Below are 21,623 nucleotides of genomic sequence, written 5' to 3'. Positions count from 1 at the left end.
CTGTCTTTAAACATAATGATTATTTAGGGGTGACAACAATCCTGACACAGGGGGGAGGTCATCAAAGATTTCTTTGTTGTGCTCTATTACATCTCTGATTAAAAGCGTTGTTATCTCTCGTAACGTATAAATTGCACTTTTTCTAGGGTCAGGACTACCTCTAATTATTTTACCGCCACGACTGCTTCCCAGCAGACGATGGAGCGATTTATCATTCAAGTAGCCAAATCGTCTTTCAACTAAGCTCTTACAATCAGGTCGATAAGGGGGAGCAATTTGTAACTCTGTCAGAGGCACTATGAGCTCTTGTGGTTTCAGCCCAATCATTTCTCCGTTATCACAAATCAATCGCTGTGGCAGGTGTGAACATGGCCAATCGTCTTCACTTATCTCAATTCCAAATTGTTGGCAATATTCAATTTTCGATGAGAACGCATTAACTAAAGCCTGTCGCGCAGCTTTCCATGATGCATGGTACAAAGAAACATGAAACCCAACTATCATTCGGCTGGCACGATCAATAATTGAATAAATAGTTGGCCGACCTATGACATGGTTTCTACGCAACTCAGAAACAATATGGACATCAGCTACAGTTGCATCAATCTCAAAACAACTACCTGGTAAAGGTGTTCTATCTGTGATGCTCGCTTCTACCGCTCTTTTATTTCTTAGATAGTCGGTTTCACTTGTCCTAAATTTAACAATCTCATGCTGGTCGAAGATTTTTTTTGACCAATTTATGAATTGCCTATAGCTAGGAACACCTGGAATCGTATCCAAATAATAAGCATCCAAAATCTCAAACTGGTAGCTCTGTCTTAGTAAATTCTTATATGTTTCTTTTAAGTTGAGTCCATTAGGCTTTAGGTAGTATTTTTTTAAAGCCTTTTCGAATAATTCTCGATCCTTTTCTTTGACAATATATGATTGATGGGAACAGAATTGTCCTGTCCGAGAAACAGGTTTAGTTCCGAGGCTATTGTTTACGGCTTCTCTTATTTTACCTTTGCCCCCGCTTAAACTATATGCTGGAAGTAACGAGTTCTTTGTCTGGCCAAGCCTCCAATATAGGTTGAGAAGCCGATAAATCGTCTTATTGTCAGTTCCACACTTTATGGCTTGAATAGAAACCTCTGGGATTTTTCGCTTTGTTGAAAAATCAAAAAGAAGATCTGGATCTTGAACTAGCTCTTTAATCTTTTTATATCTTTCTTCTCTTAAAGATTTATACTTTACAGGGATTATCTCTTCATCGTGTAGCAAGTAAGGACTCAGCTCATAAATTGTTTTTTGGATCTTTTTCTTCTTGAAACGCACACGAAAGTGTTCAATCTGAAGCAAAGCTGGCCTAACAATTTTGGTAGTGTGTTCAAGGTTAAACACAATGAGTGCAGAGATGTTATCTTCTATTCTAAGTACTCTGTAGATCCCGTCTTTAAAGCCTTCTACATCTCTAAACTCCCAAATGCTATTGATTTCAATCTCCACCAGCAACTCTCCTCGCGTCTAAAGAAATGCTATTAATCGTAATAATTGAAGAAGTTTCAAGTAAAGTAGTCAAATCAACAGTGATGAGTCTTTTAGCAATTATCATCCTTAGGATATTTAAAGCACTTACACTATCAATATAAAAAGTGCTCATAAACATATTACAAATATCTGATTTTAGATACTTACCAGGAGAGAGAAGAGATAATGCAGGTTCAACAAACTTTCCAATTTCATATTGGGTACTGGAACGTAGAGGGTCTGTTACCCATGACAAATTTCGACTTAAAATCTCTGTTCCGTCGTTTCCAGTAAATACCTGAAAGGGTACTCCCAGCAGTTCCCACCAAATTCTTTCAATTTCAATTTTCTCAAGAACCCTAGAATCATTTAATTTCTCTTCAGGCTTAACACAAAAAGCAAGATAAGATTTACCAGTACCACATTTTACGGTCGCTAAAATGTCAGTAGTCATGATAAACGGGATGCCGGTTTTCGTAACCGTAGGGTGCTTAACCCCAAGTGTTCTTGCTATCTTCTGGCTTAACTCCAAAGGAAGTAATGGAAACTGTTCTCGAATATCAATAACGTCATCACGGTGTTCAAGTATGTAGAAGAGCTGAGCTTCTTTGGATGAAAGAAAGTGATGAACCCTTCCAGTTTTCAGGCCAAAGATCTCAGCTCTAAAAGCTTCAGGAGCTTTAACATCCTTAGTCGTAAACCAAGGCTTATATGTTCTCCCTTCACCTTGACCCCATTTATTCCTTAAATGACGTTTGTAATCCTCATAAGTTTCAAAGCTTCGAGCCATAATCGCTCCTGCAATCGTGAATACTGAAAGCGTAGGCCTACCAGTGGATTATGGCAAACTTTATTTTACATGAAGGTTGATTAGGGCAATCATTATTTGATATTGGCAATCTTTATTTTACCTACACAACTAAACCGCCCTTCCTGCTGCCACACCAGACGCCCAGGCCCATTGAAAATTAAACCCGCCTAACCAACCGCTGACATCCATCACTTCGCCGATAAAAAACAGGCCGGGGACTTTTATGGCTTCCATGGTTTTGGAAGACAGTTCATGGGTATCCACGCCGCCGAGGGTCACTTCGGCGGTGCGATAGCCTTCAGTGCCATTCATTAAGACTGTCCAGTGGTGCAAATCGTCGACTAACTTGGCGCGCTCTGCATGAACCAGCTGATTTAAGGCTTTGTTGAGTAAAGCTTCATCGAATAACACTTCCACCAGCCGCTTAGGCAACCACTGGCTTAAGGTATTACGCAGACTCTGTTTAGGATGTGCGGCCAGTTGTTGCTCTAAAGCCTGTGCTGCGTCCATATTGGGTAATAGATTGATTTCTATGGTTTCGCCCGCTTTCCAATAGTTGGAAATCTGCAAAATAGCGGGGCCAGATAAGCCTCTGTGAGTAAAGAGCAGGGCTTCACTAAAGGCGGTGCCATCTTTGGCGGTAATGCGGCTCGGTACGGCAATGCCCGACAACGGTTCGAAGCGAATTTTATCTTCGCTGTGCCAAGTAAAAGGCACCAGACCCGCGTGAGTTGGCAACACCTTAAGCCCAAACTGCTCGGCCAATTGATAGCCGTAAGGCGTGGCGCCAAGTTTTGGCATTGATAAACCGCCGGTGGCGATCACTAAGGAGTCGCAACTTAACTCGCCATTTGAGGTGTTTAGCTCAAAGCGGCCTGCCTCGGTTTTGCTCACAGCCAGAATATCGGTGCGAAGTTTAATGCTCACACCCGCCCACTCACATTCGGTCAGCAGCATAGTAACTATCTCTTTGGCCGAGTCATTACAGAACAGCTGGCCATGGTCACGCTCGTGGTATTCAATGCCGTGGCGCTCAACCAGTTCAATAAACTGCTGCGACGGATAACGCGCCAATGCGGATTTGACAAAGTGTGGGTTGCCACAGATAAAGTTGGCGGGTTCGACTTTAAGGTTGGTAAAGTTACAACGGCCGCCACCGCTGATAAGGATTTTACGCCCAGCCTGCTTGGCATTATCGAGTACCAGTACATCACGACCTCGGTAACCCGCTGTTGCAGCACACATTAATCCTGCGGCGCCGGCTCCGATAATAATTACATCATGATGTTTCACACTTATACTCCAGTCGATAAATTAATTTGGCTATTGCCCATCATCCCAAATAGTTCAAAGACTGGGTTACAGTATTGGTCTTTGATATTGGGGTAGATATTCCGCGTTCAGCATCCAGCCTTGATGGATACAGCCAATACAGACTGCTGCCAGTACATTAAGGCGATGGCGATCGGACATAAAAAAGGGCGCTATTTTAGCACCCTTTATTTTATTCAGCATCATCACGACTCGCGCTTTATTGCGCTGGCGTTTCTGATTTCTTTTCTCTGCTGAGTAGTTCTTTGGCGGCATCCAAGGGCGCTTTGCCTTGGTATAACACTTGGTAGATTTGCTCGGTGATCGGCATTTCGACGCCCATGCGCTTCGCCAGCGTAAACACTTCTTTAGTATTGCGATAACCTTCAACCACTTGGCCGATTTCTGCCTGTGCGGTATCCACATCGCAGCCTTTACCTAAGGCTAAACCAAAGCGGCGGTTACGGGATTGGTTGTCGGTACAAGTCAACACTAGATCGCCTAATCCAGCCATACCCATAAAGGTGGCGGTACTGGCGCCTAAGGCTTCGCCTAAGCGGGTTAACTCGACCAAACCACGGGTAATTAACGCCGTTCTGGCATTAGCACCAAAGCCAATACCGTCTGACATGCCCGCACCAATGGCGATAACGTTCTTCACCGCGCCGCCTAATTGCAGGCCGATAAAGTCGTCGTTAGCATAAACGCGTAAACGTTTAGGGCTGTGCAGCAATTCCACTAGCTCAGCGGTAAATTTGGGACAAGTACCCGCAACCGAAATCGCCGTAGGTAACCCCATAGCTAATTCCTTCGCGAACGTCGGTCCTGACAATACCGCCAGCGGATATTGCTCGCCTAACACATCACGGGCCACATCTTGCAGCAAACGTCCGGTTTCAGGCTCGAGTCCTTTGGTCGCCCATACGATGCGAGCATCTTGGCGTAACAAAGGTTTCGCTTGGGCCAGTACCGAGCCAAACACATGGCTAGGTACCACAACCAGCACATTATTGCTGGCCGCTAAGGCTTTGGCTAAGTCGGCTTCGATATGTAAACACTCGGGGAAGGCAATACCAGGCAAGAAAGCTTGGTTGCATTTGTCCTGAGCGAGCGTTTGCATATGGGCAGGATCGTGCCCCCACAACAAGGTCTTATGACCATTGCTGGCTAGAGAGATGGCAAGGGCGGTGCCATAAGAGCCCGCCCCTAACACCGTGATATCGGCAGAGTTTTTCATGTAATTAAGCGTTAGCTTCTTCGGCTGCTGGTGCAGCTGCTGCGGCTTGACGTTGTTGCACGTATTGTGCGAACAGAGCGTCGAAGTTTACTGGTGCTAAGTTCAGTTGTGGGAAAGTACCACGACCCACTAAGCTACCTACAGCTTCACGCGCATATGGGAATAGGATGTTAGGGCAGTATGCACCTAATGAGTGAGCCAGTTGTGGCTCAGTCAGACCTGCGATTGAGAAGATACCTGCTTGTTGTACTTCACACAGGAATGCAGTTTCGCCAGCGTTTTGTGCAGTCACAGTCAAAGACAGAACCACTTCGTATACGTCATCGGCTAATTTAGCGCTGCGAGTGTCTAAATCTAACTTAACTTCTGGATTCCATTCTTTTTGGAATACAGCTGGGCTGTTAGGTGTTTCGAAAGAAACATCTTTAGTGTAAACACGTTGGATGTTGAATTGTGGGGCTTGTTGTTCGTTGTTTGCTACTTCAGCCATAATTTCCTACCTATCCTATCAATGTTATGCCAACACTTATCTGGTTGGCTTTTTTGTCTATTTAGCTGGGCTTATGCTTTGATGCCTGAATGAGATCTCAGTACCGTCCCAACGTTCCCTTAACGGGGTACTTTTGAAGTCAATCTAAATACTTAATTTAAGCCCTTAGTGACCACAGGATTAGTATGCCAAACAATGATGACGCAACTGCTGCACAATCAATTAACTATGCAGCACAGCGCATAACTGCCGCCGACAACTTATCTTTTGCTTTTTGAAACAGGCATATTCGCTGCCTGCCATTCACCCATACCACCTTTCAAGTTATACAGGTTTTCAAAACCTTGTTTACTTAAAAGCTGAGCCGCTTGAGACGAGGTCATGCCAGCATTGCATACCAGTATAATGGGACTGCCTTTGAACTTTTCAAGGGCTGAAACCTGATTATTTTTGATATCCGCGAGCGTAACGTTAACTGCATCAACAATATGGCCCTTACGGAACTCGTCATTTGAACGCACATCCACGACTTTAGCGTCTTGTCTGTTCACCATAGTGGTGAGTTCTTGATGAGTGACATTTTTGATTTTAGAGAAGCTCGATTTGATCACACTGACCACAAGCATTACAAACAAACCCACCCAAGCCAGACTTAGCATAGTGTGAGCCTTAAAAAATTCGATATATTCTTGCATGGTTACAGCCCGTATAAATGGCGAAAAATTCGATAAGGGCACAGAGTATACCCATTGCCTTGGCAGATTGCAGCTGTTTAGTCACAGTTCTAGAACACAGCTCAGCCCTTGCGCCATCTCGCTTCTCTTGGCGCTCACAGAATCTGCTCAAATAGCGATTCGATGACCTTAATCTAGGTAAAGCGCTTTTTCGTACCCCGCTTACGTAGTAATATTTAACCAATTTCAGATTTCTTTAGCTTCCTTAAACTTTAAAGGTATCACCATGACGACAACTAAACGTCCAATCGCGTTGTTGATCCTCGATGGCTGGGGTTACCGTGAAAATACGCATATGAATGCGATTTATCACGCCAACACACCAGTACTAGACCGTCTCAACGCCCAATATGCCCACGGTTTAATTTCAGGTTCAGGCTTAGATGTAGGCTTGCCCGATGGGCAGATGGGGAACTCTGAAGTAGGCCATATCAACTTAGGTTCTGGCCGAATCGTTTACCAAGAGCTGACTCGTATCAGCAAAGCCATTGCAGATCATGAGTTTGAACAAAACCCAGCCCTTTGCAATGCCGTCGATGCGGCAGTCAAAGCCGGCGGTGCAGTGCACATTATGGGTCTGCTCTCTCCCGGTGGCGTACACAGCCATGAAGAGCATATCGAAGCCATGTGCCGTATGGCAGTGGCGCGCGGTGCCACTAAAGTGTACTTACATGCCTTCTTAGATGGTCGCGATACCCCACCTCGCAGCGCCAAAGGCAGCCTAAGCCACTTTGATGATCTGTTTACTACATTGGGCCATGGCCGTATCGCCTCAATTATTGGCCGTTACTTTGCCATGGACCGTGATAACCGTTGGGACCGTGTGTCTCAGGCTTACGAGCTGATCACTCAAGGCAAGGCGAAGTTCCAATACGATAATGCCGTGACCGCGTTAGAAGCCGCTTACGAGCGTAACGAAAACGATGAATTTGTGTCGTCTTCTGCCATTACCGACAGCGAAGGCAAGGTTGCCAGCTTAAACGATGGCGACGCGCTGATTTTCATGAACTTCCGCGCCGACCGTGCTCGTCAAATCACCCGTAGCTTTATCAATGCCGATTTCGATGGTTTTGAACGTGCAGTGACGCCAAAGGTTAACTTTGTAACGCTGACCGAATACGCAGCAGATATCAAAGCACCTATCGCTTATCCTTCTGAAAACCTAGTGAATACCTTAGGTGAAGTGCTGCAAAACCGTGGCCGTACTCAGTTACGTATCTCCGAAACTGAAAAATACGCCCATGTGACCTTCTTCTTCAACGGCGGTAAGGAAGAGCCATTCAACGGTGAAGATCGTATCCTGATCAACTCACCTAAAGTGGCAACCTACGACTTACAACCTGAGATGAGCTCAACCGAGCTGACGGATAAGTTAGTCGCAGCGATTGAATCCGCTCAATACGATGTGATTATCTGTAACTACCCGAACGGTGATATGGTGGGTCATACTGGCAACTTCGATGCGGCGGTTAAAGCCTGCGAAGCTGTCGATGCCTGTATCGGCCGCGTAGTTGACGCACTGGCGAAAGTGGGCGGCGAATGTATTATTACCGCCGACCACGGCAACGCCGAGCAGATGACCGACGAAACCACTGGCCAAGCCCATACGGCGCATACCAGCGAACTCGTGCCCTTTGTGTTTGTTGGCCGTGACGCCACCATAGATGAAGGTGGTAAACTGAGCGATGTCGCCCCAACGATTCTGCACCTGATGGGTGAAACCATTCCCGCAGAGATGACGGGTAAGCCCTTAATCCACGTAAAAGAGTAGTTGTTACCTAGTGAGCACTCGACTCCCCGTTAAAGCCAGCATTATTGCTGGCTTTATGATGTTATCTTTCTCGGTCTACGCTTCTGATTTGGAGAAGCGTCAGTCCGAGTTGAAATCCATCCAAGCGCAGATCAACCAACAACAAAGTGCGCTCAAAAACACCAGTAAACAGCGGGAAAAGTTACTCGCTCTGCTGCGTAGTGACGAAGAGGCGATTGCGGCGGCAGCCAAAAAGGTCAATAGCACCAGAAACAGTTTGGCGCAGATTGATACTAAGCTCGCCGAACTCAAACAACGCCAAGAAGAGTTAGAAACCCTCAAGGTCAGCCAGCAAAAAACGCTATCAAAACAACTCTCGAGCGCCTATCTTGCCGGTAACCACGATTACACTAAGATGATGCTGAATCAGCAGAGTCCCGCCACGATTGAGCGGATGTTGGCCTATTACCAATACCTCAACAAGGCACGCATGAACTCGATTAACGAGTTAAAGAAAACCATCACCGAACTAGATGAAATTAAAGTCTCGCAAACCAGCAAGCAAAAACAATTAACTAAGCTGATGGCCGAGCAACAAGTGCAATCTAAGCGCTTGAACCAAGAACAAGATCAACGCCAGCTCACCCTAAAAGAATTACAGCGCACCCTGAATACCAAGGGCGCCGAACTCGAACAACTGCAAATTGAAGAAGCCAGCTTAAAACGAGTGGTTGAGCAAGCGCTTAAGGCGATGCGTGATAACCCCTCGATGGAAGGCTTCGATAAACAAGGCGGCAAACTCAAGTGGCCGACCAAAGGTCGTGTCAGTGCCAGCTTTGGCAGCCCGAGATCCGGTCAAGTGGTGTGGAAAGGCACTATGCTCTCAGCACCCGAAGGACAAAATATTCGTGCAGTTTCCGGCGGTAAGGTCATTTATGCCGACTGGCTTAAAGGCTTTGGTATGGTGATGGTGATAGACCATGGTAAAGGTTATATGAGCCTCTACGGCCATGCGCAGGCCCTGTTAAAAAGCCCTGGGGATATGGTCAAAACCGGTGAAGCTATTGCTTTAGTCGGACGTTCGGGTGGACAGACAGAGCCTGGCCTATACTTTGAAATAAGGTATAAGGGGCAAGCGGTCGATCCAGCCAAGTACTGCCGTTAATCAGTACTGTCGCTAAGGTGGCCGTCCCCATCATCACAGGGGACGGCTATGAAACAACTAATCCGCAATATCGTCTGCCTTGGACTCGGCCTAAGCCTAGGCCTGTCCATTAGCCTCTCCAGCCAAGAGAATGCCAAGTCATATCAGAGTGACTTCGACTACCCGCTATTGCAGGATGTATTAGAAACGGTCGAAACCTATTACGTTAAAACCGTTTCCAAAGATGAGCTGGTGCAAGCCGCCATTAAAGGGATTTTTGAGCACTTAGATCCCTATTCCAGCTTTTTAAATCACCAAGAGTTACTCGACTTAAAAGACTCCAATCGCGGCGAATACTTCGGCTTTGGCTTTGAGGTCGCCAGCGATAAAGACCATATCAGCATTATCGCGCCCTTTGCCAATTCCCCCGCCGAACAGGCCGGTATCCAAGCGGGCGATATCATTATCAAGCTGAATGACACCCCAACTACCGAAACCAATCTTGCGGATATCCTCAATCAAATCAAACAACATAGCCTCAGCAATCAAAGTATCCGCCTGACGCTTAAACACCGTAATGATGCCGTGGAATTTGAGGTATCCCTTAAGCCCAGTACAATTACGATTCAATCTGTCGCCAGCAAATTGCTGGATGGTAATATCGGCTACATTAGGCTCAGTAGCTTTCAAGAGAACTCCACCGAAGACATGGTGCGCAGTTTAAGCCAGTGGCAAAACGCGCATCTTACAGGCCTGATTTTAGATTTACGCAATAATCCCGGCGGCTTGCTGGATCAGGCAATCAAGATTGCCGATCTGTTTTTAGCGAAGGGCCGAATCGTCTCAACCTCTGGCCGCTTTTTCGATGCCAACTCCGACTATTACGCCTCACCGCAAACCATGCTGACCAATGTGCCTATGTTAGTACTGATCAATAAAGGCTCTGCCTCCGCCTCCGAAGTCCTCGCAGCCGCCCTGCAGGAAAATGGCCGCGCTAAACTGCTCGGTGAAACGAGCTTTGGCAAAGGCACAGTGCAAAGTCTTATCCCCATACTCAATGACGGCAATGCCATCAAGCTCACCATCGCCCAGTACAACACCCCCAGAGGGGAAAACATTCACGATATCGGCATAGTGCCCGACATTAAAGTTGCAACCGAAACTGGCTCCAATCAAAAGAATATGGCTATAATCGACGCCATCTCAGCACGAACCGATGTTAGCCAAGACAGCCTAGTCACCTCGGCAATCGCTTGGATGCAACATCATGACTAATAAGAAGAAATAGTGCGTCTATTTTACATATTGGCCCTTTGGGCTCTGAGCATTGCGCCAAGCAATGCGGCCCAAATCGCCTTGATCATCGATGATATTGGCTATCGCCACACCGACGAAGCCGTGCTGTCACTCCCAAGCGCAGTCACCTTGTCGGTACTGCCACATACGCCGCTCAGCAATAAATTGGCCAAAGCTGCGCACGCCAAAGGCCACGAGATTATGCTGCACTTACCCATGCAGGCACTCAATGGCAAAGCCTTAGGTGTTGGTGGTTTAACGAATAATATGAGCGAAGCACAGATACGTAGCAGTGTACTTGCCGCCATCGCCAGTGTGCCCTTTGCTAAAGGCGCCAACAATCATATGGGAAGCCTGCTAACGCAGCTCGATGATCCTATGTTGTGGGTGATGGAAACGCTAAAGCAGAAGCAGCTCTACTTTGTCGATAGTATGACAACCAAGTTCACTAAGGCGGGAGATAAGGCAGATTCGCTCGGCGTGCCACTGCTACGACGCCAGCTCTTTCTCGATAATGACGTCAGTGCCGCAGCATTGGAAAAACAGTTTAATTTGATGATAAGTCAGGCTCACTCGCAAGGCAGTTTAGTCGCTATCGCTCATCCTTACCCAGAAACCATTCACTTCTTAAAAACAAACTTAGCGCGCCTAAAGGCGGAAGGGATTGAGCTAGTACCGACGTCAAGCTTGTTGCCCATCGAACTAGCCCATGAGAAAGGCACTAATCCAACTGTAAGACAGAGATAGTCATGTCTGGCAGCAGTGCCAACAACTCATTTCGATTGCTGACAATGTCCTGCAGGCTGTATTGATCGAGTACGTTTAAATACGCCTCAACGGCTTGGGCTAACACGCCCTTCAACTGGCAGGCGGGAGTAAAACGGCAATAGGGTTTGCTGCAATCAATCGGTGCCAGAGAGTTCTCTAACGCACGGATAAGCTGTCCGAGGTTAATCTCGCTCGCTGGTTTCCCTAAACGAAATCCGCCCATTTTACCGCGTATGGTTTCCAGATAACCTAATTTGCCTAAATGATGCACAATCTTCGAGACATGATTTGGCGACAAATCAAATACCTCGGTAATCTCTGCGATCCTGAATAGGGTTGTTCGATCGGGCTGAACCGCCAGATACATCAGCGTGCGAACACCAAAGTCGGTATAGCGTGTTAACTGCATAATTCACCTGTCAGCAATAAACTATTGAGATGTTTGAGTTTCAAGGTTTGTGATCAACCAGAGCGCCTCTTCATTAGAGTGTCCACAGACATCTAAAGAGGCGTCAAAATCACTACAAACCGCGGGACGATCAGGCGAGCCGAAAATCAAACATAAATTATCATCACTGAGCTGCACACAGCGTTCCCCAGCCGCCTTACCATTTGGCATACCTGGGATCCCACTGCTAATAGAAGGTGCAATACAACAAGCACCGCAGCCTAAACGACAATTCATTTTATTACTCGTAAAAGTTGGTAGACATTATAACGTTTAATTGATGTGAAGGCAGAAGCACAGTTCAATACTGCCAAGTGGCGCACAACCGCATTCCCACAAATGAAAAACTAGCCAGCCTCACCATAAAAATGAGCAGTTTATCATAAACAAATCGCTAAGCTCTTTTAATCAAAAACCAAGTAGATAACGACTCGCCAAAAGTAAGCCGTTATCTGTGATATCCCAGTCAACGAATTCGTTGTAAGCGGAAATAGACAAAACGACATAACGAAAAAAGCCTCTGCATTGCTGCAGAGGCTTATCTCTTAATGTTGGCGGAGCGGACGGGACTCGAACCCGCGACCCCCGGCGTGACAGGCCGGTATTCTAACCAACTGAACTACCGCTCCTTTAACTTAACGTTTGCACATTAAGCTAAATTAGGCGCTTGGCGATGACCTACTCTCGCATGGGGAGACCCCACACTACCATCGGCGCGATTGCGTTTCACTTCTGAGTTCGGGATGGGATCAGGTGGGACCACAATGCTATTGTCACCAAGCAAATTTGCTATTTACTTACCCGTCTTATCTCATGCAGGCAGTAAATTAATTCGGAAAGCTGGATTGAGTGCACTTCTTAAGTGTTTCTATTCGTCTAAGTATCACTTAGTAAAACCCATCTGGGTTGTATGGTTAAGCCTCTCGAGTCATTAGTATCAGTTAGCTCAACGCCTCACAACGCTTACACACCTGACCTATCAACGTCCTAGTCTCGAACGGCTCTTTAGTGGACTTATAGTCCAAGGGATGACTCATCTTGGGGCTCGCTTCCCGCTTAGATGCTTTCAGCGGTTATCGATTCCGAACATAGCTACCGGGCAATGCCATTGGCATGACAACCCGAACACCAGCGGTTCGTTCACTCCGGTCCTCTCGTACTAGGAGCAACTCCCCTCAATCATCCAACGCCCACGGCAGATAGGGACCGAACTGTCTCACGACGTTCTGAACCCAGCTCGCGTACCACTTTAAATGGCGAACAGCCATACCCTTGGGACCGACTTCAGCCCCAGGATGTGATGAGCCGACATCGAGGTGCCAAACACCGCCGTCGATATGAACTCTTGGGCGGTATCAGCCTGTTATCCCCGGAGTACCTTTTATCCGTTGAGCGATGGCCCTTCCATTCAGAACCACCGGATCACTATGACCTACTTTCGTACCTGCTCGACGTGTCTGTCTCGCAGTTAAGCTGGCTTATGCCATTGCACTAACCGTACGATGTCCGACCGTACTTAGCCAACCTTCGTGCTCCTCCGTTACTCTTTGGGAGGAGACCGCCCCAGTCAAACTACCCACCAGGCACTGTCCTTAACCCCGATTAGGGGCCCAAGTTAGAACATCAACACTACAAGGGTGGTATTTCAAGGACGACTCCACGAGAACTAGCGTTCCCGCTTCAAAGTCTCCCACCTATCCTACACATGTAGGGTCAATGTTCAGTGCCAAGCTATAGTAAAGGTTCACGGGGTCTTTCCGTCTAGCCGCGGGTATACGGCATCTTCACCGCAATTTCAACTTCACTGAGTCTCGGCTGGAGACAGCGTGGCCATCATTACGCCATTCGTGCAGGTCGGAACTTACCCGACAAGGAATTTCGCTACCTTAGGACCGTTATAGTTACGGCCGCCGTTTACCGGGGCTTCGATCATGAGCTTCTCTTGCGATAACCCAATCAATTAACCTTCCGGCACCGGGCAGGCGTCACACCGTATACGTCATCTTGCGATTTTGCACAGTGCTGTGTTTTTGATAAACAGTTGCAGCCACCTGGTATCTGCGACTGCCGTCAGCTTAGGGAGCAAGTCCCATCACCAACAGCAGCGTACCTTCTCCCGAAGTTACGGTACCATTTTGCCTAGTTCCTTCAGCCGAGTTCTCTCAAGCGCCTTGGTATTCTCTACCCGACCACCTGTGTCGGTTTGGGGTACGATTCCCGCTAACCTGAAGCTTAGAAGATTTTCCTGGAAGCATGGCATCAACTACTTCATCCCCTTGGGGACTCGTCATCAGCTCTCAGTGTTAAGAACGCCCGGATTTGCCTAAGCGTTCCACCTACCACCTTAAACGCGGACTACCAACGCCGCGCTAGCCTAGCCTTCTCCGTCTCTCCATCGCAGTTAGCGGAAGTACAGAAATATTAATCTGTTTCCCATCGACTACGCCTTTCGGCCTCGCCTTAGGGGTCGACTCACCCTGCCCCGATTAACGTTGGACAGGAACCCTTGGTCTTTCGGCGAGGGGGTTTTTCACCCCCTTTATCGTTACTCATGTCAGCATTCGCACTTCTGATACCTCCAGCGTGGGTTACCCCTTCACCTTCAACGGCTTACAGAACGCTCCTCTACCGCGCAACCCTAATGGATTGCACCCGTAGCTTCGGTGGTATGTTTAGCCCCGTTACATCTTCCGCGCAGGCCGACTCGACTAGTGAGCTATTACGCTTTCTTTAAATGATGGCTGCTTCTAAGCCAACATCCTAGCTGTCTAAGCCTTCCCACATCGTTTCCCACTTAACATACACTTTGGGACCTTAGCTGACGGTCTGGGTTGTTTCCCTTTTGACGACGGACGTTAGCACCCGCCGTCTGTCTCCCGGATAGCACTCTTTGGTATTCGGAGTTTGCAAAGGGTTGGTAAGTCGGGATGACCCCCTAGCCTTAACAGTGCTCTACCCCCAAAGGTGTTCGTCCGAGGCGCTACCTAAATAGCTTTCGAGGAGAACCAGATATCTCCCGGTTTGATTGGCCTTTCACCCCCAGCCACAAGTCATCCGCTAATTTTTCAACATTAGTCGGTTCGGTCCTCCAGTTGATGTTACTCAACCTTCAACCTGCCCATGGCTAGATCACCGGGTTTCGGGTCTACGCCTTGCAACTAAACGCGCAGTTAACACTCGGTTTCCCTACGGCTCCGCTATTCGCTTAACCTCGCTACAAAACGTAAGTCGCTGACCCATTATACAAAAGGTACGCAGTCACGGTCTCAAGAACCGCTCCCACTGCTTGTACGTATACGGTTTCAGGTTCTATTTCACTCCCCTCACAGGGGTTCTTTTCGCCTTTCCCTCACGGTACTGGTTCACTATCGGTCAGTCAGGAGTATTTAGCCTTGGAGGATGGTCCCCCCATATTCAAACAGGATATCACGTGTCCCGCCTTACTCGTTTTCATCAAAGGTTAGTTTTCGTGTACGGGGCTATCACCCTGTGCCGCTGGACTTTCCAGACCATTCCACTAACACCCCTCTGACTTAAGGGCTAATCCCCGTTCGCTCGCCGCTACTAGGGGAATCTCGGTTGATTTCTTTTCCTAAGGGTACTTAGATGTTTCAGTTCCCCTCGTTTGCCTCACTACACTATGTATTCATGTAGTGATAACAGCTTATGCTGCTGGGTTCCCCCATTCGGACATCGTTAGCTCAAATGCTTGTTACTAGCTCGCCAACGCTTTTCGCAAGTTACTACGTCCTTCATCGCCTCTGACTGCCAAGGCATCCACCGTATACGCTTAGTCGCTTAACCATACAACCCAAATGAGTTTCACTTGAATTGTTGCGACCAGCTGGTTTTACTTGTCTCATCTTCGACCAAGAAGATGGACTCGCCTTAGACTTGAATATTCAAGACACTTAAAAAGTGTTTTAAGAACTCAATTTTTTTCGTATTAACACAACGACAGATATCATTGTATTAATTACTATCAGCTTTCCAAATTGTTAAAGAACAATGCTTACCGGCTCGCGGTGCATTTCGCTCTCCCTCCTCTTTCGAGAAGTTCAACAAGCCATCTGTGTGAACACTCAACAAACATCGAGTTAGTCGTATAGGTAAGGAGGTGATCCAGCCCCAGGTTCCCCTAGGGCTACCTTGTTACGACTTCACCCCAGTCATGAACCACAAAGTGGTGAGCGCCCTCCCGAAGGTTAAGCTACCCACTTCTTTTGCAGCCCACTCCCATGGTGTGACGGGCGGTGTGTACAAGGCCCGGGAACGTATTCACCGTGGCATTCTGATCCACGATTACTAGCGATTCCGACTTCATGGAGTCGAGTTGCAGACTCCAATCCGGACTACGACGAGCTTTGTGAGATTAGCTCCACCTCGCGGCTTTGCAACCCTCTGTACTCGCCATTGTAGCACGTGTGTAGCCCTACTCGTAAGGGCCATGATGACTTGACGTCGTCCCCACCTTCCTCCGGTTTATCACCGGCAGTCTCCCTAGAGTTCCCACCATTACGTGCTGGCAAATAAGGATAGGGGTTGCGCTCGTTGCGGGACTTAACCCAACATTTCACAACACGAGCTGACGACAGCCATGCAGCACCTGTCTCAGAGTTCCCGAAGGCACTAAGCTATCTCTAGCGAATTCTCTGGATGTCAAGAGTAGGTAAGGTTCTTCGCGTTGCATCGAATTAAACCACATGCTCCACCGCTTGTGCGGGCCCCCGTCAATTCATTTGAGTTTTAACCTTGCGGCCGTACTCCCCAGGCGGTCTACTTAATGCGTTAGCTTGAGAGCCCAGTGTTCAAGACACCAAACTCCGAGTAGACATCGTTTACGGCGTGGACTACCAGGGTATCTAATCCTGTTTGCTCCCCACGCTTTCGTGCCTGAGCGTCAGTCTTTGTCCAGGGGGCCGCCTTCGCCACCGGTATTCCTCCAGATCTCTACGCATTTCACCGCTACACCTGGAATTCTACCCCCCTCTACAAGACTCTAGTTTGCCAGTTCGAAATGCAATTCCCAGGTTGAGCCCGGGGCTTTCACATCTCGCTTAACAAACCGCCTGCGCACGCTTTACGCCCAGTAATTCCGATTAACGCTTGGACCCTCCGTATTACCGCGGCTGCTGGCACGGAGTTAGCCGGTCCTTCTTCTGTAGGTAACGTCACAGCTGCAAGGTATTAACTTACAACCTTTCCTCCCTACTGAAAGTGCTTTACAACCCGAAGGCCTTCTTCACACACGCGGCATGGCTGCATCAGGGTTTCCCCCATTGTGCAATATTCCCCACTGCTGCCTCCCGTAGGAGTCTGGGCCGTGTCTCAGTCCCAGTGTGGCTGATCATCCTCTCAGAACAGCTAGGGATCGTCGCCTTGGTGAGCCATTACCTCACCAACTAGCTAATCCCACCTAGGTTCATCCAATCGCGAGAGGCCCGAAAGTCCCCCTCTTTCCCCCGTAGGGCGTATGCGGTATTAGCAGTCGTTTCCAACTGTTATCCCCCTCGACTGGGCAGATCCCTAGGCATTACTCACCCGTCCGCCGCTCGCCACCTCAGGAGTAAACTCCCTTGTGCTGCCGCTCGACTTGCATGTGTTAGGCCTGCCGCCAGCGTTCAATCTGAGCCATGATCAAACTCTTCAATTAAAAGTTTTGTGAATCCGAAGATTCGACTCAATGAATTCTGAATCGACTTAACTTAATAAGTCGTTGTACATATTGCTATGAACACTCATTCATTGATGTAAATTTTGATTACTCGCCAAACGGCAGAGTAATTTCGATTAACTCAACACCTGTGAGTGCCCACACAGATTTCTTGTTTAGATTGTTAAAGAGCATTTGACCATTCACTTCGCGTTACCGCTCAGCGGGTCAGGGCTGCGTATTCTACGCATTTCCCCTGTCGCGTCAAGGCGTTTTTGCAAACTTCTTGAGGCTTTCGAATCAACTGCACATTTTGCATTCGATTCGCACTGTCACCGCGCTTGCTTTCGCTGTCTGCCGTGTCAGTGGATGCGCATTATAGGCAGCAGAACTTTTTGTGCAACCCCTAAATTGAAGATAATCAGCTTTTTTACGCTGTTCGTTGGATATTTGACCTGACCAGTCAGTTTTTAGCCTTTATAATGCGAAAAACCACTCAATTAGGGACTTTTTTATGTCAGGGCCACTCAGAACTTACCAAGGGATTCATCCACAACTCGGCGATAATGTGTATGTAGACCCAGCTTCGGTACTCGTTGGTGATATCGCTTTAGATACAGACGCCAGTATTTGGCCTATGGTGGCGGCGCGTGGTGACGTAAACCATATTCGTATTGGTAAGCGCTCCAATGTACAGGATGGCAGCATATTGCACGTGACCCGTAAATCCGCCTCTCGTCCAGAGGGTCATCCACTGATCATTGGTGATGATGTGACAATTGGGCATAAGGCGATGTTGCATGGCTGCAAAGTTGGCAATCGTGTATTAGTCGGGATGGGCGCGATTATCCTCGACGGTGCCATATTAGAAGATGATGTGATTTTAGGTGCGGGTTCGTTAGTACCGCCGGGTAAGGTGTTGCAGAGCGGCTACTTATATGTCGGCAGCCCTGCGAAACAGGCGCGACCTTTAACCGAAGCGGAATTGAAGTTTTTACCTGAATCCGCGGATAACTATGTGCGCTTGAAAAACGAATACTTGGCAGAACCTCAGCCAGAGTAGTGTTTCTATTAAATTGGATGGCAGTGTTTACGCTGCCATCTTGTTCATTTTGCTCTTAGCCTAAGTGCACTGCGCCAAACTCATCAAACTCTTCTGCTTCAATTAAGGCTTCTGCCATTTCTTCGGCATCGAATCGCACCGCATCAAATAGCGCTAACATGGCGGCCGCTTCATCGCTATTAGGCTGAGGCGAAAAGTCATTTAACTGCGCCAGCTTCTGCGCGCTGATATAACACTTAATGTTCATGCCCTGCTGCTGGGCAATAAAGCAAATGTGCTTTTGGGTTTCATCCCAATGTTGCAGATCGGGGAATAAAATACTCTGATTCATCTTATCTTCCTCTTGAGCCTCTATTGCGCATCGGCCTGTAGTTTGTCCCTGAGCAATTTAAGCACTCCTGAGGTATCAGGCTCGACGCCACGCCAGAGCGCAAAACTCTTTGCCGCCTGACCGACAAGCATACCCAGTCCATCAATCACTTGCGCTGCGCCCTGTTGCACAGCCCATTGATTAAATGCCGTTGGTTTTGCGCCATACATCATATCGTAGCAAGCCGTTTTGTTGCCGATGATGGACAATGGTAGTGGCGGTAGCTCTCCCGCTAGACTCGCTGAGGTCGAGTTAATCACTAAATCGTACTCCCCCGACAACTCAGGCATCGACATCGCCTGGAGTTTATCGCAGTAGCGCCCTTCTTGTACTTGGCTAAAAATATCCACTAAGGCCTGCGCCTTACTTTGAGTGCGGTTAGTGATGACTAGTTGACCCACTTCAGCCTTAAGCAATGGCAAGATACAGCCGCGCGCCGCGCCACCAGCCCCCACCAAGAGCACCCGCTTATGCTGCAAACTGCCGAGATGGCGAATAAGATCGGCCACCAGCCCCAAACCATCGGTGTTATCACCATAAATAGTGCCATCGGCCAACAAGCTTAGGGTATTGACCGCCCCCGCCAGCGTCGCTTCGGCACTAAGGCTGTCGCAGAGAGCAAAGGCTTGCTCTTTAAAGGGAACTGTCACATTCGCGCCCTTTCCTCCCGCCTGAAAAAATGCTCGTAAACTCGCTTCAAAACCATCGATGGGCGCCAGAATCGCTTCATAACTCAAAGGCTGCTGCGTAAGGGACGCAAACTGTCCATGGATAAAGGGCGATTTACTGTGACCGATCGGATTGCCAAATACGGCATATCGATCAAGCGCTGGCGTAGTTACTGAAGGCATATCTGTCATCTGCGGAATTCTATTGGCTGTGAATGGCTTGCAGTCTAGCGTGCTTTTAGGCGGTAGCACAGCCTAATGGCGAGCCTAAGTTGTTGTACCTGACTTTAGCCTTCAGTTTCACCGTGGCATTCAGGCTATAATGCGCGCATCGATATTGTAGACAGCAATGCAGTTAGACCTATGAACTGGCTTAAAAAGATATTTAGTAAACACACAAGCGTACCGGATGACAGGGATCCGAATCAGTCAAATGCCTATGATTTAATTGGTGGCGACAAAGTGATCCGCGCGATTGCCCATAGTTTCTATCAGAAAATGGCAAGCTCAGAAGAAACGCAAGCCTTATTCGCGATTCACCGTGCGCCGATTGCGGAGTCGGAACAAAAGCTCTATGAATTTTTAAGTGGCTGGCTCGGTGGTCCGCAGTTATATCAGCAAAAGTATGGTCATCCCGCATTGCGCGCTCGGCATATGCCCTTTGCTGTTGATGAGACAATGCGGGATCAATGGCTATTTTGCATGAAGTTTGCCATTGAAGAACATATAAAAAAGCCAGAGCATCGCGCCGCTATTTATGAGGCGATTTCAACTCTGGCTGATCATATGCGTAATCAGTAACGTACTGATTACGCAACTCGTGTTAGCGTGCTTATACCCAATCACGAGGTTTGAGGTAGTTATCGTATAGATCTGCCTCAGGGCTACCCGCCTCTGGCGTATAAGCATATTGCCAGCGTACCAATGGCGGCATTGACATCAAAATAGATTCCGTACGACCACCGGTTTGCAGTCCAAACAAGGTACCTCTGTCGTATACCAGATTGAACTCAACATAACGGCCGCGACGATATAACTGAAACTCACGCTCACGCTCGCCATAAGGCGTCTCTTTACGGCGCTCAACAATCGGCGCATAAGCGGTTAAGAAGCCATTCCCCACTGCCTGCATAAAATCGAAACTCTTATCAAAGCCAGCTTGATTCAAGTCATCGAAAAACAGTCCGCCCACGCCGCGGGTTTCGTTACGATGTGGCAGGAAGAAATACTCATCACACCACTTCTTATATTTAGGATATACGTCGTCGCCAAAGGGCAGACACAGATTTTTAGCGGTTTGATGCCACTCACGCACGTCTTCTTCGAAAGGATAGTAAGGCGTTAAGTCAAAACCACCACCAAACCACCAAACGGGATCCGCACCGTCTTTATGGGCAATAAAGAAACGCACGTTAGCATGGGTAGTTGGAATATAAGGGTTTTTAGGGTGAATCACTAAAGAAACGCCCATGGCCTCAAAACTACGACCCGCCAATTCTGGGCGATGAGCCGTTGCCGATGCGGGCATGGCAGCACCTGTTACATGGGAAAAGTTCACCCCGGCTTGCTCGAATACCGCGCCTTGAGTTAAGACACGACTGGTACCGCCACCGCCTTCGGTGCGTGTCCATGAATCGGCCGCAAAGCTTGCTTGCCCATCCAACTGCTCAAGACCCGCACAAATTCGATTCTGTAGATCGAGTAAAAATGCTTTTACCACTGTCGCATCTGGCACGCTCATCTGCTTTTATCCTTTGCGTTATAAATCAGTTATTGTCCGTTACGTAATATCTTACCGCTGCGGGCATCAATAATGGTGGAGGGTTGACGCTGCTCGCCTAATGCCCCTAACACTAAGGCATCAATCTTACCCTCAAAGGCATTAAGAATTTCATCAGCGCTGAGTGCAGGATCTTCGCCGGCTAAATTGGCGCTAGTCGAAACCAGTGGTTTACCTAATGCTTGGCATAAGGTTCGCACCCCTTCATGGGCGGAGACACGCACGGCGATAGAATCAAACTCACCACATAAATAGCGCGAAACATGCGGTTTAATCGGCATAACAAAGGTAAAGGGGCCTGGCCATTTAGAAAAGGCAAACTCGAGTTGCTCGGCGCTCAACTGTGACTCATCGACATAATCCACTAACTGGGAAAACTCGCTCGCCACTAAGATAAGCCCCTTCTGCCAAGGACGTTGCTTTACCGCGAGTAATTTTTGGATGGCGGTGTCGTTGTCTGGATCGCAGCCCAAACCATAAACGGCTTCAGTGGGATAGGCAATAACGCCGCCGTTAAGCACTATGTCTTTAATTTCAGATGGGTGCAGCTGTAACATCTTAATATCACCTTATGAATTGAATCGATTT

18 protein-coding genes, 1 tRNA gene and 3 rRNA genes are annotated in these 21,623 nt (G+C 48.0%); 6 read left to right on the top strand and 16 right to left on the bottom strand.

The window, feature by feature from the left end; all coding sequences use genetic code 11:
• Window positions 1–6: 6 nt before the first annotated feature.
• From N5E87_RS00270 to N5E87_RS00245, 6 genes are all read right to left on the bottom strand, one after another.
• A complete protein-coding gene (locus N5E87_RS00270) occupies window positions 7–1,491 on the bottom strand; it encodes a transposase (protein ID WP_279774888.1) in 1,485 nt (494 codons plus the stop codon).
• Window positions 1,481–2,302 (bottom strand): TnsA endonuclease N-terminal domain-containing protein, encoded by an 822-nt coding sequence (locus tag N5E87_RS00265; RefSeq protein ID WP_032470400.1) that lies wholly within the window; start codon window positions 2,300–2,302, stop codon window positions 1,481–1,483. Before N5E87_RS00265 ends, N5E87_RS00270 begins: the two co-directional genes overlap by 11 nt.
• A gap of 129 nt (window positions 2,303–2,431) precedes the next feature.
• A complete protein-coding gene (locus N5E87_RS00260) occupies window positions 2,432–3,616 on the bottom strand; it encodes an NAD(P)/FAD-dependent oxidoreductase (protein WP_126512208.1) in 1,185 nt (394 codons plus the stop codon).
• Between the two features lie 238 nt (window positions 3,617–3,854).
• Window positions 3,855–4,871, bottom strand: a complete 1,017-nt coding sequence (gene gpsA / locus N5E87_RS00255; protein WP_011620883.1) for an NAD(P)H-dependent glycerol-3-phosphate dehydrogenase — start codon at window positions 4,869–4,871, stop codon at window positions 3,855–3,857.
• A gap of 4 nt (window positions 4,872–4,875) precedes the next feature.
• A complete protein-coding gene (gene secB / locus N5E87_RS00250) occupies window positions 4,876–5,361 on the bottom strand; it encodes a protein-export chaperone SecB (protein ID WP_011620882.1) in 486 nt (161 codons plus the stop codon).
• Between the two features lie 260 nt (window positions 5,362–5,621).
• Window positions 5,622–6,056 carry a rhodanese-like domain-containing protein gene (locus N5E87_RS00245; RefSeq protein WP_011620881.1) on the bottom strand — a complete coding sequence of 145 codons (435 nt, stop codon included), beginning with the start codon at window positions 6,054–6,056 and terminating at the stop codon, window positions 5,622–5,624.
• A gap of 265 nt (window positions 6,057–6,321) precedes the next feature.
• Here N5E87_RS00245 and gpmM point away from each other — a divergent pair, with 265 nt between their 5' ends.
• Genes gpmM through N5E87_RS00225 form a run of 4 tightly spaced genes read left to right on the top strand, consistent with a single transcriptional unit; the run spans window position 6,322 to window position 11,032 of the window.
• The gene (gene gpmM / locus N5E87_RS00240; RefSeq protein ID WP_126512207.1) at window positions 6,322–7,866 is read left to right on the top strand and encodes a 2,3-bisphosphoglycerate-independent phosphoglycerate mutase; all 1,545 of its coding nucleotides are present in this window, start codon (window positions 6,322–6,324) and stop codon (window positions 7,864–7,866) included.
• Window positions 7,867–7,876: 10 nt separating this feature from the next.
• Window positions 7,877–9,010 (top strand): peptidoglycan DD-metalloendopeptidase family protein, encoded by a 1,134-nt coding sequence (locus tag N5E87_RS00235; protein ID WP_126512206.1) that lies wholly within the window; start codon window positions 7,877–7,879, stop codon window positions 9,008–9,010.
• Window positions 9,011–9,058: 48 nt separating this feature from the next.
• Window positions 9,059–10,264: a S41 family peptidase gene (locus tag N5E87_RS00230; RefSeq protein WP_126512205.1), complete on the top strand. Its 1,206-nt coding sequence runs from the start codon at window positions 9,059–9,061 to the stop codon at window positions 10,262–10,264.
• A gap of 12 nt (window positions 10,265–10,276) precedes the next feature.
• Window positions 10,277–11,032: a divergent polysaccharide deacetylase family protein gene (locus tag N5E87_RS00225; protein WP_126512204.1), complete on the top strand. Its 756-nt coding sequence runs from the start codon at window positions 10,277–10,279 to the stop codon at window positions 11,030–11,032.
• Here N5E87_RS00225 and N5E87_RS00220 read toward each other — a convergent pair.
• The 6 genes from N5E87_RS00220 to N5E87_RS00195 form a co-directional block, all read right to left on the bottom strand.
• Window positions 11,007–11,462, bottom strand: a complete 456-nt coding sequence (locus N5E87_RS00220; protein ID WP_011620877.1) for an Rrf2 family transcriptional regulator — start codon at window positions 11,460–11,462, stop codon at window positions 11,007–11,009. The two genes, N5E87_RS00225 and N5E87_RS00220, sit on opposite strands and share 26 nt — an antisense overlap.
• A 21-nt stretch (window positions 11,463–11,483) precedes the next feature.
• On the bottom strand, window positions 11,484–11,738 hold the full coding sequence (locus N5E87_RS00215) for a YkgJ family cysteine cluster protein (RefSeq protein ID WP_011715336.1): 255 nt from the start codon (window positions 11,736–11,738) through the stop codon (window positions 11,484–11,486).
• A gap of 315 nt (window positions 11,739–12,053) precedes the next feature.
• Window positions 12,054–12,130: transfer RNA gene (locus N5E87_RS00210), tRNA-Asp, on the bottom strand.
• Window positions 12,131–12,166: 36 nt separating this feature from the next.
• Window positions 12,167–12,282: ribosomal RNA gene (rrf, locus tag N5E87_RS00205) — 5S ribosomal RNA — on the bottom strand.
• A gap of 129 nt (window positions 12,283–12,411) precedes the next feature.
• Window positions 12,412–15,305: ribosomal RNA gene (locus N5E87_RS00200) — 23S ribosomal RNA — on the bottom strand.
• Window positions 15,306–15,611: 306 nt separating this feature from the next.
• A 16S ribosomal RNA gene (locus N5E87_RS00195) occupies window positions 15,612–17,154 on the bottom strand.
• The 16S, 23S and 5S rRNA genes sit together here with 1 tRNA gene alongside, the layout of an rRNA operon.
• A 514-nt stretch (window positions 17,155–17,668) precedes the next feature.
• Between N5E87_RS00195 and N5E87_RS00190 the strand changes: the two genes are divergently transcribed.
• A complete protein-coding gene (locus N5E87_RS00190) occupies window positions 17,669–18,217 on the top strand; it encodes a gamma carbonic anhydrase family protein (protein WP_086904512.1) in 549 nt (182 codons plus the stop codon).
• Between the two features lie 55 nt (window positions 18,218–18,272).
• Here N5E87_RS00190 and N5E87_RS00185 read toward each other — a convergent pair whose 3' ends face one another.
• Window positions 18,273–18,548 carry a DUF1488 domain-containing protein gene (locus N5E87_RS00185; protein ID WP_011620874.1) on the bottom strand — a complete coding sequence of 92 codons (276 nt, stop codon included), beginning with the start codon at window positions 18,546–18,548 and terminating at the stop codon, window positions 18,273–18,275.
• A 20-nt stretch (window positions 18,549–18,568) separates the two neighbouring features.
• Window positions 18,569–19,447, bottom strand: coding sequence for a shikimate dehydrogenase (gene aroE, locus N5E87_RS00180; RefSeq protein ID WP_086904513.1), 879 nt, complete (start codon window positions 19,445–19,447; stop codon window positions 18,569–18,571).
• Between the two features lie 171 nt (window positions 19,448–19,618).
• Between aroE and N5E87_RS00175 the strand changes: the two genes are divergently transcribed.
• Window positions 19,619–20,056 (top strand): group II truncated hemoglobin, encoded by a 438-nt coding sequence (locus tag N5E87_RS00175; RefSeq protein WP_011624685.1) that lies wholly within the window; start codon window positions 19,619–19,621, stop codon window positions 20,054–20,056.
• A gap of 31 nt (window positions 20,057–20,087) precedes the next feature.
• Here N5E87_RS00175 and hemF read toward each other — a convergent pair whose 3' ends face one another.
• The gene (gene hemF / locus N5E87_RS00170; RefSeq protein ID WP_086904514.1) at window positions 20,088–20,996 is read right to left on the bottom strand and encodes an oxygen-dependent coproporphyrinogen oxidase; all 909 of its coding nucleotides are present in this window, start codon (window positions 20,994–20,996) and stop codon (window positions 20,088–20,090) included.
• Between the two features lie 29 nt (window positions 20,997–21,025).
• Window positions 21,026–21,592, bottom strand: a complete 567-nt coding sequence (locus tag N5E87_RS00165) for an L-threonylcarbamoyladenylate synthase (protein ID WP_086904515.1) — start codon at window positions 21,590–21,592, stop codon at window positions 21,026–21,028.
• Between the last annotated feature and the right edge of the window lie 31 nt (window positions 21,593–21,623).

Source organism: Shewanella sp. GD03713 (assembly GCF_029843705.1).
In the GTDB taxonomy this organism is placed as follows: Bacteria; Pseudomonadota; Gammaproteobacteria; order Enterobacterales; family Shewanellaceae; genus Shewanella.
This window is presented reverse-complemented; position numbering and strand designations above follow the sequence as displayed.